The sequence below is a fragment of the Desulfosporosinus sp. FKA genome, assembly GCF_002196785.1.
In the GTDB taxonomy this organism is placed as follows: domain Bacteria; phylum Bacillota; class Desulfitobacteriia; order Desulfitobacteriales; family Desulfitobacteriaceae; genus Desulfosporosinus; species Desulfosporosinus acididurans.
The window spans coordinates 72,544-85,442 of sequence record NZ_NAHZ01000010.1 but is presented as its reverse complement, the minus strand read 5'-3'; the positions used below and the strand labels follow the sequence as shown (position 1 = coordinate 85,442).

At 39.6% G+C, this 12,899-nt stretch carries 11 protein-coding genes; 4 read left to right on the top strand and 7 right to left on the bottom strand.

The window, feature by feature from the left end; genetic code table 11:
• Positions 1 to 109: 109 nt before the first annotated feature.
• From citF to B5771_RS01400, 4 genes are all read right to left on the bottom strand, one after another.
• Positions 110 to 1,651, bottom strand: coding sequence for a citrate lyase subunit alpha (gene citF / locus B5771_RS01415; protein WP_088185932.1), 1,542 nt, complete (start codon positions 1,649 to 1,651; stop codon positions 110 to 112).
• Positions 1,652 to 1,682: 31 nt separating this feature from the next.
• Positions 1,683 to 2,387, bottom strand: coding sequence for an aldolase/citrate lyase family protein (locus B5771_RS01410; protein ID WP_088185931.1), 705 nt, complete (start codon positions 2,385 to 2,387; stop codon positions 1,683 to 1,685).
• Between the two features lie 43 nt (positions 2,388 to 2,430).
• Positions 2,431 to 2,703, bottom strand: a complete 273-nt coding sequence (citD, locus tag B5771_RS01405; protein ID WP_047811863.1) for a citrate lyase acyl carrier protein — start codon at positions 2,701 to 2,703, stop codon at positions 2,431 to 2,433.
• A gap of 295 nt (positions 2,704 to 2,998) precedes the next feature.
• Positions 2,999 to 3,382: a nitrite reductase gene (locus B5771_RS01400; RefSeq protein ID WP_088185930.1), complete on the bottom strand. Its 384-nt coding sequence runs from the start codon at positions 3,380 to 3,382 to the stop codon at positions 2,999 to 3,001.
• Positions 3,383 to 3,625: 243 nt separating this feature from the next.
• Here B5771_RS01400 and B5771_RS01395 point away from each other — a divergent pair, with 243 nt between their 5' ends.
• Entirely contained in the window at positions 3,626 to 3,949 is a 324-nt protein-coding gene (locus B5771_RS01395; protein ID WP_088185929.1) for a response regulator, read from the top strand.
• 143 nt (positions 3,950 to 4,092) lie between these two features.
• Here B5771_RS01395 and B5771_RS01390 read toward each other — a convergent pair whose 3' ends face one another.
• A complete protein-coding gene (locus tag B5771_RS01390; RefSeq protein ID WP_172408118.1) occupies positions 4,093 to 5,949 on the bottom strand; it encodes an ABC transporter ATP-binding protein in 1,857 nt (618 codons plus the stop codon).
• Between the two features lie 170 nt (positions 5,950 to 6,119).
• On the opposite strand from B5771_RS01390, the gene B5771_RS01385 reads away from it, so the two are divergent.
• Positions 6,120 to 6,791: a GNAT family N-acetyltransferase gene (locus B5771_RS01385; protein ID WP_242966690.1), complete on the top strand. Its 672-nt coding sequence runs from the start codon at positions 6,120 to 6,122 to the stop codon at positions 6,789 to 6,791.
• A gap of 344 nt (positions 6,792 to 7,135) precedes the next feature.
• Positions 7,136 to 9,190 (top strand): LTA synthase family protein, encoded by a 2,055-nt coding sequence (locus tag B5771_RS01380; RefSeq protein WP_088185927.1) that lies wholly within the window; start codon positions 7,136 to 7,138, stop codon positions 9,188 to 9,190.
• A 93-nt stretch (positions 9,191 to 9,283) separates the two neighbouring features.
• Here the strand turns inward: B5771_RS01380 and B5771_RS01375 are convergent, their stop codons facing one another.
• The gene (locus B5771_RS01375) at positions 9,284 to 9,889 is read right to left on the bottom strand and encodes an isoprenylcysteine carboxylmethyltransferase family protein (RefSeq protein WP_088185926.1); all 606 of its coding nucleotides are present in this window, start codon (positions 9,887 to 9,889) and stop codon (positions 9,284 to 9,286) included.
• 538 nt (positions 9,890 to 10,427) lie between these two features.
• On the opposite strand from B5771_RS01375, the gene B5771_RS01370 reads away from it, so the two are divergent.
• The gene (locus B5771_RS01370) at positions 10,428 to 12,152 is read left to right on the top strand and encodes a methyl-accepting chemotaxis protein (RefSeq protein WP_088185925.1); all 1,725 of its coding nucleotides are present in this window, start codon (positions 10,428 to 10,430) and stop codon (positions 12,150 to 12,152) included.
• Positions 12,153 to 12,171: 19 nt separating this feature from the next.
• Here B5771_RS01370 and ytaF read toward each other — a convergent pair whose 3' ends face one another.
• Entirely contained in the window at positions 12,172 to 12,804 is a 633-nt protein-coding gene (ytaF, locus tag B5771_RS01365) for a sporulation membrane protein YtaF (RefSeq protein WP_088185924.1), read from the bottom strand.
• Positions 12,805 to 12,899 lie beyond the last annotated feature (95 nt).

Genomic DNA, 12,899 nt, shown 5'->3' with positions numbered 1-12,899 from the left:
GTCGCTAAAACACGGGGTTCCTCAGCAAATCGGGTACGTTTATATAAAACGGCATCAATTTTGAGCGGATTGAAATCAACTTTCGCCCAGGGCAGATCTGATTTGCAATTTAGAGTGGTTTTCGAACGACATCAATGACCGTTCCATCCCGATATTGAACAACAGCCACGACTTGATCGGAAAATTCAATGGGTTCTGGCTTGCCGGTTAAACGTTCAGCAATATTTTTCAATTCTTCAATCGGGACGATTGGCAGGTCAGTATCTTTAAGTTTGTCAATAAGATCTTGCCGTGCAGGGTTAACTGCTATCCCTCGTTCTGTCACAAGAACATCAATTGTCTCTCCAGGAGTGGTGACCGTTGTAACCTGATCTTTAACAACCGGAAGACGGCCTTTGGTTAAGTTTGTGACGACGATGGCAAGTTTTGAACCTGCGGCAGTATCATTATGTCCGCCGGAAGCCCCAATAATAATCCCGTCAGAACCGGTAACGACATTAACATTAAAGTCGGTATCAATCTCGGTGGCACCCAAAATCATGACATCAAGATTATTTACGACGGCACCTCTATTATGGGGATTCCCGTAAAGTGAACCGCTCATTTTTTGGTGTTTGGGATTGTCACGCATGGAAGCAATAGCTTTTAAGTCAAAACATTGTACATCAAAAAGGGAGCGAAATAACCCATCGTTAAGCATATCAACCATATAACCGGTGATACCTCCGGCAGCAAAGCTCCCAACGATATTCTTTTCCTTCATAAACCTGCGAACTTCAGCCGCAACAGCTAAGGAAGTTCCGCCTGCTCCCGTTTGAAAAGACATTCCTTCTTTAATATAACCTGTTGCTTCAATAACTTGGGCTGCAAGTTTAGCTATACGCAAACCTACGGGATCTTTGGTTACAGTCAGAGTTCCGGAAACAATTCCGTTTGGATCGCCGATTGATTCAACCTTAACAACATAATCAACGTAATCCTGGCTGATTTCAATAGGGCAAGCTGGATAAGGGACAAGATTATCTGTAACGGCAACGACGTGATCGGCATATTGGGCATCCGAAACGGCATAAGCCAATGTTCCACAAGCCGCTTTCCCCTGAACTCCGTTCATGTTGCCATAAGAGTCTGCTGTTGGTGCAGCGATAAAAGCAACGTCAATATGCAAGTCGCCGCTCTCAATAGCCCGGGGACGGCCGCCATGACTCATGAGAACTGCTGGTTTTTTTAATAATCCTTTAGAAATAGCGGTCGCAACAGGACCTGGTGCGATATAGTTTACCGAAATTCCGGTGACAATTCCGCTCTTGATATAATCAACAAGTGGTTCGTGGATCTTGAAAATACCGGTTGCGGCAACGGTAATATCTTTAACTCCGCGCTTGGCGATAGCTTCCATAACCAGATTAAGGACAAAGTCGCCGTTGCGGAGATGATGATGGAAGGATACTGTCATACCATCACGAATGCCGACTTTATCGAGTACTTCATCAATAGTTTCTACGAGTTTGTTATCACCAGGTTTAACAGAACGCAGTTTTACTGATGTTTTAGTGCGTTCGCCGTAATTAGCCAGAGCTCCGCCAAAGGGTTTCACTTGGCCATAGCTCTCAATATATTCTGGAATTTCACGTCCTACACTATTTTTCATGCGATACTACCCCTCGTTTCCATTTGATTCACTAAACAAAGATTTTATGAATTGTATCAATTTGCCGGCCATCAATGGCAGCTTTACCAGTGAAACCGAGATTACGGGCTTTAAGACAATCTTTCTCTAAACCCTCATAATCGTTGCTGTCAGTAAAGGCAGTATCAAAACTATTCATGCCTGCAGCACGACAAGCCATGGCAAACTTACTTCGGGCATAGAGGATCTCGTCACCTTCCTTACTGCGAACGATTCCAAGCTCTTGAGCAAGACCTTCGGCATTGAAAAAGACACTTTTGATGCGGGGTGATACGTTGAGAAGTGAAGACATTTGTTCTAAGGTCTTAACGGTTTCAACTACTGGGATCAAGCCAATACTTCCTTCTTTGAGTCCTGCCTTCTTTTCAGATTCTGCTAAAAGGATTTCGATCTCTTGAAGTTGTTCCGCGTTTCCTTGTGGAATAACAAAAGCAATAGGCTGAACTGGGGTAATGATCTCAATGTCTTTGGCTCCGAAACCCGATTGGAGGGAATTAATTCTTACGACAACCTGGGTATTTTCATAATCCATAAAACCAATGGCTTCTTTAACGAGTAAGCGGGCGCTGTCCTTATCTTCAAGCGGCACACCATCAGCCAGATCAAGGACAAGTAAATCCGGGTTAAATACCGGAGCGTTTTGAAGCCCCTTGGGGCTATTTCCTGGAATAATAAGCATACTCCTGTTTTGACTCATCTTGATACTCCTTTTCATATTATCTTAGTCATCTATAAAAGGCTTAAATAGAAGCCCGTTGAAGCGCTGCTTGAACCCTGGCCCTAAAGGTATAATCTAATGCGCCTTTGTCTTGTGCTTTAATAAGTACATCTTCGACGCCGCTTTGTTCTGCAGTCTCAAGGATTACTTTTTCGATTTGCTTGCTAAATTGTTTCTGAATAACACGTTTTGTTTCGAGTTCAATTTTAATCCCGCCTTCAGGATTGGGTTCAACGGTAACAAGTACATCGCTGGATTCTAAAGCTCCAGCCTGCGCAGCCTTATTAATTTTCATCGTTTACTCCTCCTCGTACATCATTTTGAGCAATTTAGTCATGTCCAAATACTTCTAATTTAACAAAAACCATCAACTCCTAACATACCCAAATGCAATAACATTATCAAGCGGAAAGAAGAGTTTTTCATTGCAGCTATTAAGAAAAGATAGGTTGTCTAATGTCATAAGTTTTATTATATGAAACCGAGTTTCATATAATAAAGAAAATTTGCTCATACAATTAAAAAAAAGTCGCCAATTATAGGGTAACTATTAAATTAATAATTGAGTTTACGAATAGGTTTTAAGCATTCTAGCAAGATTCCTTTTGTAATTCGTTGAGGCGTTGATTAAAATATGCTTTGATTTGTCCAACATATTCAGGCTTTAAAGCGAATTTGCTAAAGTAACAAGTAAAATCCCTATCTAAACCGTATGTTCCAGACTCAGCCCATTCAGCCTCTAGGGTACAGGTTGATTTAATCTGATCGTATAAATAAGAAGAATTAGAAAATTTTTCAAACAACTTTTGTAATTCCGCATCAATTTTCGGGTGAGGAAAAAACAAATTAAAAGGTTTTTTAAAGTTGCCATATTTATAAGAGCCTTCTTCTTCCCAAACAAAGGGCTGATCACAAGAGTCTAAGATGGCTTGGCAAGTTTCAATCATCTTGTTTTTGTCGTCATTAAAAGACATATAATGAACACCTCTAAAACTATCTTATTGAATATTATACAACGAGATAATATAAAAATGAACTTTATGATTTATTGCGAAAATTTAAAATAATCTTGAGTGCTAATAGCACTATTAGGATAAGGGAAGTGCTTTTGGCATTAAAATCAATGACCTTGTGTACTATCGACCAGTTGATAAATTGTTACAATAGAATATATGAAATAAATGTTGTTCACAAGAAGAACATGAGGTGTAAAGTAATTGAAGAGAGCATTAATTGTTGACGACTCGGCATTAAAGAGACGTTCTATTAAAAACCTCTTAGAAACTAGTGGCTTTGAAGTTGTAGGAGAAGCCGATAATGGGTTGTCTGCTGTACAGCTTTATAATGAGCTTAAGCCTGATATGGTAACTATGGATATTACAGTACCCAAATTAGATGGAATTAAGGTTATTAAAATGATTAAAGAAATCGATAACAGCGCCAGAATTTTCATTATTACTTCTCTGGGGCATGAACACCAGGTTAAAGATGCCATTTCACTAGGTGCGGTTGGGTTTATCATGGAAAACTTTCCAGAATAATAGAGATAGGAGAAAAACGTGTTCTGCAGATGAGTTATTAACCATTAGTCAAGAACTTGATGTGGAAATCGTAAAGTATATGAGACGACAGTTGAATTCTCGAAAGGGATTGGATTTTATCGAGTGGCCAAAAACAGGGGGATTTAGGGGAGGGAAAATTGAGTCTCATAAAGCCTTTTGTACAAAGGGTTTTTCTCTACAAGTTCCTGATGAGTACCAGAAGCGATTATCTCACCTTTATCTAAAACAATTATTTTGTCAGCCGCCAGTATCGTCGATAGACGGTGGGCAATGACGATTGCGGTTCTTCCTTTTAATAAAAATGCCAATGCATCCTGTATTTTTCGTTCAACAACCGTGTCTAAAGCGCTCGTTGCTTCATCTAAAAGAACGATACGGGGGCTTTGAAGCAGTACTCTCGCAATAGCTAAACGCTGTCGTTCTCCCCCGGAGAGACGATATCCTCGTTCCCCGACGACCGTATGATAACCTTGAGGTAAATTGGCAATGGTATCATGAATTTGGGCTGCTTGGCAAGCCGTTTCCATATCCTCTTGACTTGCGTTTTCGTTGGCGAGAAGAAGGTTATGGTAGACCGTATCATGGAAAAAGAAAGGGTCTTGGGGTACTAAGCCCATTTGTGCTCTTAAAGATTCTAAGGATAGACTATGACATTCTATACCATCTAAAAAGAGACAGCCTGATACCGGATCGCTGAACCGAGGTATCAAATTTAAGAGTGTAGTTTTTCCAGCTCCGCTTGGGCCAACAAGGGCAACGGTTTGTCCGGGCTCTACCGTTAAGTTAATGTTGCAGAGAGCCAGCCTTGTTTCCCCATCTTTAGGTTCGTGCTGATAAGAGAAGGAAACATCCTTTAGTTCAAGATGTCCCTTAACGCTGTTAGGCGGAATAGTTCTTGGGCCGTCTTGAACTTCTGGTTCAATATCCAAAATTGAATAAATTCTTCGGAATAAAGCAATCGATGAGAGAACATTAACGTGGATTTGGGCTAACTGACTTAACGGTCCATACAATTTAGATAATAACGTTGTGAAAGCGACAATGACACCAAGATTCATTTCCTGGTGTATTACTAACCAGCCCCCATAACCCCACAACAAGGCAGGACCTATTGAAGAAAACATACCTAACCACATGAACAGCCAGCGGCCAATGAGTCCCTGGCGTATTTGCAAATCTCGTAATTTGTCATTGGCGAGACGAAATTTCGTTTCTTCTCTTGGTTCACGGTTAAATATTCTAATCAGAAGCGCTCCGCTTACTCCGAGGGCTTCACTGAGTTGAACTGTCAGCGCAGATAGCCACTGCTGAATTTCCGCTTGAATTTTCTGCCTTATTCTGCCAACCTTTTGCGTTGGAATAACAAAGCCAGGTACAACAATAACAGCCAAGACAGACATCCGCCAATTCATTTTAAACATCAACAACAAGGTTACTGTGATGGTAAGAAGATTGCTGATAAATCCTACTAAGGTTGAAGTAATGACATTTTGAATTGCTGTAACATCATTGATGATCCGAGACACAAGATCTCCGGACTGACGGGATGCAAAGAAATTTACTGTTTGTCGCTGAAGGTTGCGAAATAAAGCCAATCGATAATCTGCCATAACGTTTTGAGCAATTTGATTGCTAAGCCAGTTTTGCCAAACTCCAAGTAATCCTGTGATAACTGCTGCCGCGATAAGTTCCATAGTTAAATAAATAACGGTAGGGAGTTGCCCTTTCTGGATACCATCATCTATAATCTTTTGGGTTAACCAAGCAGGCAGAACACTACCTATAGCGGTAATAAAAATGATGATTGTCACGAGGATGGCTTTAGGCCAGTAAGGGATAAATGCCTTAATAACCCGTTTGATGATAGACCAGTCGAGATGTTCGTTTTTCGCCAGTTCTCTTAACTGCCAGCGCTTTCCTCCTGAACCCGTGCTCCCTGAACCGGCGCCAAACCCCAGACCACGAAAATCCATACTCATAGGTAACAACACCTCTCTTGCGTTTAGCAATCTTAAAGGGATCTCCATAGAAACCACATAGTGACTTGACAATATCTTAAAACTTATAAATTATCCTAAAAGCATATCCTTTTATTTTTCCAGTGAATAAAGAATCAGCGGAAATTTTCAAAAGAGAGGTATATGCTTACGTGCCAAATAATAGCCTTAATTATCATAATTGTAAATGTAATATAGACGTTATGCATCTGCAAAGTGAGGATATACCTTTAGTTGCTCGATTATATAAACGCTCCTTTCAAAATCACTTTCTGGGGCATATGGGATACAAATTTTTAGAGCTTTTTATTTCAGAATTCGTTAAGTCCGATGCGAATTTTGGCTATGCAGCAAAGTATAAGAATGAGGTAATTGGCTTCATTTTAGCTACGACTTCCGATAACCCTTTTCGGGAATTTTATCGAGACAACTTTATGATGCTAGTTTACCTTACTATTTCCAGATTTCTTAAGGACTCTTTTATTCGGAGGCATATAACAAAGAGACTTGGACATGTACATGTGGCGCTGAAGGCGCTGTTTTCCTTTTCTGTGAAGGATAATAATTCTGGAGAAAAACGGGAAGTATGCTTATCCCGACAACCGCGGCTATTGGCTCTGGCAGTTGATAGAAGCTATCGAGGATTAGGCGTAGCCAATGAATTAACAGCTGAGTTTTGTAAAGAGATGAAAGAACTAGGCTTTAAAAAAGTTGGATTATCGGCCTTGCCTTGGAATCAAAGAGCTATAAGTTTTTACATCAAAGATGGGTGGAAAAAGGAAGGAGCCTCTGAGGCGTCAATTTCCTTTTCTCGCTTGCTTTAGATAAATTAAGACACGAAAAATGGCTATTATGTATGAAACTCATGAGATTTAAACGTTATACATAGCTTGCTTAACGGGTTTGTTTGTTTAATACTTAGATAGTGAACTGGATAAAATGTTGACATACTCCTTTAAATACAAAGGCACACTAAGAAGTGAGCCTTTGAGGCTTTTTAAGGCTTTTTGATAAGTTCAATACATTGGCATATTGTTTTCCTTTTTGGCAGATAATTAAATACTGGCAGCGTATATTTCACAAATTCTACAAATATTTGTCACTTATTTTTGAACTATATTTGCTATAATGTTTGGTGTTTACTTTTATTAATGGAGGAACGATTTTTGTGTTTAGCCGGGGTTTGAAGATTATAACTAAAAACAAGATCTTATTTATTCTTACTGTTCCTTTAATTGTCTTGCTGGCATTGGAGGGCTTTTCCACCGGAAGCATTATGAAAGCCATAACTTGGATTAAGAGTTATCCTTCCGAATTTTTCTTAAGCTATTTGCTGATGTTTGGCATTATCAATATATTTTATATTTTGCCCAAACGAGCATATTTAGTAACGGCAACAATTTTTTTAGCTTTATTTTCAGCCTTGGGATTTATCAGCCAACAAAAATTAAAACTCAAAGGAGACCCCCTGCTTCCTTCAGATTTTCTTTTGGCCAAAGAAGCGATGGGCATTTCTGATCATTTTCGTAATGTTTTTGTTGTCCTTGGAATCTTACTTATTGTTACCGTTGCTTTGATTCGTTTCATACTTAAACATATTGCTAAAGAAAGAAAACAACGCTATCGGTCTATCGTATTTCTTTGTTCTTTCTTTGTCGTATTTATTTTTTATTCTTTCTTTAACTCCATTCAGAATGTCTTTGCTTTACAACTGATTACGTATAGTCAGTCTTTGAATTATGAACAAAACGGAACTATGCTTGGTTTTCTTATGGATACGGAATATTTAAAGGTCACTAAACCGGAAAATTATCAAGAGAATGCAATCAATACTATTATCCAAAATAATACGTCCTCTTATCCCGTGAATGCTGATTTTAAGCCTAATATTATTTTTGTTATGAGCGAAGCCTTTTGGGATCCGACTCTGATGAAAAATGTTTCTTTTAACCAGGACCCTATACCCTTCTTCCACTCACTGCAAAAATCCCAAACAAGCGGGACGATGGTTTCGCCTGTTTACGGCGGTGGCACGGCTAATACCGAGTTTGAAGCCATGACGGGTTTTTCGACGCAGCTTTTGCCTAATGGTTCTATCGCCTATGATCAATATGTTAATCGGCCTATTGAGGCTTTGCCTACAATTCTCAATCGGCAGGGTTACGCTACCTCCGCCATCCATACTTATGATGATTGGTTCTATAGCAGGGATAAAGTTTATCAACTTGAGGGCTTTAATAAATTTATTACGAAGGAATTTTTAAACAATCCCGAATACAAAGGTCCCTACATTCGCGATACGGTACTTACGCAACAAATTCTGAACGAGGTAAAAGAAACAGATAAACCTGATTTTATCTATGCGGTTTCCATGGAAGACCACGGCCCTTATGATTCTACGGAGGATCCCGGAAATACCATAAAAGCCAGCGGTGCTAATCTAGGTCCTCAGTCCCAAGCGATTCTGGATAACTATGCCAATAGAATTTCTGATGTTGACCAGTCCTTGAAGCAGCTTATTGATGGCTTAAAACAAATAAATCAACCGACAATGGTCATATTTTATGGTGACCATCTGCCAATGCTTGGTGACAATTATAGTGTATACAAAGAGGCTGGTTTTATCAAAGACGGCAATTCTTATCAAGATTATTTAAACCTTCACAGCGTTCCCTTTGTAACTTGGAATAACTTTTCGACAACCGTAAATCACAACCTTAAATTGTCATCAAATTTCATGGGAACCTTTGCTCTTCAGCTTGCTCAAAAGTCAGGCAGCCCTATGACAGATCTGCTCGCGAATTTGATGCAAAAAGGTAATGATGTGATTATTAATAAGGATTATTGGAATGCAGCTAATATATCCGAAGATACCTTTAAGGATTATGAATTGCTGCAATATGATTTATTATTTGGCAAAGAGTATGGCTATGACCTTAAACCAGACCATAAGCCGCCGTCGAACACTAGTTATATCCAAGGTGATGCTTTGCCGGTAATTACGAATGTTACGCCGTCTGAAGGCTCTTTGATGATTGAAGGAAATAACTTTGTGGAAAATGATCAAGTATATTTAAACGGTAAAGCTGTCAAAACTACCTATTGCGCCCCTAATTCCTTAACGATTGACCTGCCTCAAAGCATGGCAAAGACAACTTTTCAGGTTAAACTGTCTGATAGCAGAAACAAGGTCATCTCTAAATCTAACGTTTATAAAAATTGACTAAGTAAGTCTGCCGCTTCACGGCTTACTCGAAATGAAAGCGGCAGAGAAAGAAGATGTTAAATTAAGCTTGCATATCCTAAGGATGCAAGCTTAATTTAATTTTGGCAGAAGGCGTCCCGTTTTTAACATATACTCTCGATAGTCTTCGCCAAATTTTTCAATGAGCATAGCTTCTTCTTTGTCTAAGCGTAATAGGAGCAGGATAATGGCTGCCAGATGAGGGACGAGGATTAAAGTACTTGCTGAGAAGAGTGAAATGCTGATCATAAAGACGATGAGAATCGTATACATAGGATGTCTTATTACGCTATAAGGACCTTTCGTAATAAGCTTGTGATCCTGTTTCAGATCAAGATCCGGCGAATATTGGCGGCCTAAAGCAAGATGCGACCAATAAAGCCAAGGCAGTGTGGCTAAGGATAAGGCTAAACCTGTAAGCCGTAACCCAAGGGGAAGGGACAAGCTGAAAACTTGCAGCCAGGAGGGGCTAAGGACATAAATTCCGATACTCAGCAGCATGACTATAGAAAGGATTGAACGCAGGGTCATGCTTACCTTTCCCTCACGTTGGGCGGCAAGATCCAGGCCCTTCAATTGATCTTTTGCTTCTTCAGCATTTTGAAACTTGATTCCAGAACGTGAGCGAACAAGAAAAAAGGCTAAATAGATAATCAAGAAAACGAATCTCCAGAACATATTTGGCAAGAGACCTCCTTTGATTGGTAAAATTGTTTCGCTGTATCGTTTTGTAAGAGATTACTCAGAAATATTTTATGAAATAAGATGTATTTGAGTGATATTTGGTACGTCGTGCGTGCGCTAAAAATGTTATTAGTTAGAGTTCTCCTTCGCCGCTAAGTAATCCTATTGGGAAAGGCGGCTCGGCGATAATGTCCACTGGACATTATTGTATCTGAAGCCCCGATGTTCAGTTTTCTGTTCTCAATTATAGTAATTACAACGAAATTTCTCTTTGAGCAAATATCGGTAATTTAAAGATCCATCTAGTTAACATTTGAAGTAGTTACTTAAATTAGGAGATAAAATTAACTTGGTTTGTGAAAAATAGAATAAATAGGTAACCTGGTTATTGTTTTTAAATATTCTATGTATTAAATTAATTGATTCAAAATAGAAAGAACGAATAGCTCCCTTACCCATTTTACCTAATACGTGGAAAAATATGTAGTATAATGACAATAAAATTCGACATTTGAAAGAGAGATGAAAAAAGGTGAACTTTATAAACAATTTATCTTGGAAGATCAAGCTGACAAGTGGTTTTTTAATACTTGCTTGTCTAGTGGGGCTAGTTGGGTTTATTGGAGTAAAAAACTTAACAACAATTAATTCCAATGGAAGCAAGATTTATTCTCATGAACTTAAAGCTATGGAGAAACTTAATACCTTGCGAGCTAAATTTTTGGAAAATCGTTCGTCAGCCATACTTTTTTATTACACTGCTGACGATAAAACTAAGCAACAGACTATAAAACAATCAATTATCCAAAATTCTGCAGTCAATACACAGACTGAACAAGACTATGAGAAAATGTTTGGTGCTGATCTTTCGAATGTAGAAACTCAATATTTCAATGATTTCAAACAAAATCAGGTAGATTATCGAGATAAACGGGTTAAAATGATGCAGCTGGTTGAGGAGGGAAAGCTTCAGGATGCCAGTATAGTAATGGATCAATTTTTTCAAGTCAATGATAAAAGTGTCGAAATTTTAGATAAGTTAATTGCTTCCCACGAAAACGATGCAGACCAGCGGCAGGCGTCCAATCAAATCAACTATGAACGGACTCTTGTTATTATGTTTACTCTTATTGGAATCAGCATTGCTTTCGCTGTGGTCTTGGGGCTATTTTTATCAAGAAATCTCACCAAAAGACTTGGTAATATTGTTAATTTTGCTGAGGCTCTAGGGAATGATGACCTTACACAGCAGCTTACTATTTACGGTCACGATGAAATCGGTCAATTAGGTCTCTCTATCAATAAGGCGACGAGGAGCATGGAAGAACTGGTTAAGTCAATAAGCTACAGCTGTCAGACCATGAACGCCCAATCGCAGGAGTTATCTGCGACGACTGAAGAATTGTATGCAACTATGCAGACAATCCAGCATTCTACGCAACAAATTGCCCAGGGTTCCGAGGAGCTGAGCGCTAGTACGGAGGAAGTTGGAGCTTCGTCTGTGGAGATCGAAGAGTTCAGCAAACAACTTGCCCAAAAAGCCGATGAAGGACAGCATAATGCCTCAGAAATCAGTGATCGTGCAAGTGATGTCAAGAATAAAGGGGTTAAGGCGGAAGAGGAAGCAGATTCTTTGTACAGCGATAAGGCCGTAAATGTAAAGAAGGCTCTTGAAGAAGCAAAAGTTGTAGAAGAAATCAAAGTAATGGCTGAAACCATTGGCAGTATCTCCGAACAAACCAACCTGTTATCACTCAATGCCAGTATTGAAGCAGCACGAGCAGGGGATGCGGGCAGAGGTTTTTCAGTAGTTGCCGATGAAGTCCGCAAGTTGGCGGAACAATCACAGTCGGCTGTTGGAAATATATATAATGTAATTAGTATTGTACAAAGGGCTTTCGATAATCTCATTACAAATACTCAGGAGTTGCTAGGGTTTATTGAAAATAGAGTTAAACCGGATTACGAAGCATATGCCCAGACGGGAATACAGTATGAAGAAGATGCTCGTTTTATTAGTCAAATGTCCCAAGAAATAGCGTCAAGGACTCAATCTATTAGTTCAGTCACAGCTCAAATCAGCCAAGCTATCCAGAACGTTACGGCAACAGCTGAGGAGTCGGCTACAAGTTCTGAGGAGATTTCCAAGAGTATCCTCCAGACAACTTTGGCGATTGAACAAATCAGCCAATCGGCTCAGGCTCAGGTTATACTGTCTGGGAAGTTAAGTGAATTGATCGGAAGGTTTAAGGTATGATATACATGTATTTAAAGTGCTAATTTAATAATTCATAGACTCCGATAAGTATCAGCATTGCTCCGGAAAGGAATTGGGAGTAACCTTCGAGACGGTCTGAGGCCGTTTTCCATCCGGCCCAATAGCCTGAACTAATTGTCAGCAGACTGAACAGGCAGACTGAAATCGCTAACGGTAAAGGAGCAAGCCCGGTTAAGCCGGCCCCAATTCCGGTAGCTATACAATTAAAGGACAGGGTTAATCCAAGGGCTATGGCTTCTCTGGCCGAGATAAACCCATTAGCATCAATGTCTGCCATGGAAGGATTTTTTGTGATTTTGACAATGGTACTGAGTGGTTTAATAGAAATAGAATAGGTCTTCATGACGGGCACAGCAGCCGGTAAGGCCTGTTCTACAGCCGGCTTATGTACTGTAACCCAAATTCCGATAAGGATGATTAAGATAGCACCCAGCATATTTGCGACGGCAATAAAGTGACTCAAGAAGTGGCCGGTAAAGACGGCAATAAATGTTATGGCTCCTGATAATAAGGCAATAAAAAAGTTGGAGAGAAATGGAATTCGGATTTTTTGAACTCCGTAGCTTATACCTACTCCAAAATTATCAAGGTTTGCCGCGAGACCTACTAATAAGGCAGATACTATGTGCATCGGACTTTCCCCCTTCTCCTGAATCCATGGATAGAATATTCAAGGGGAAAAGCTGTGGTGCCAGATAGCTCTTGAACCCAAAATTTATAAGCCGA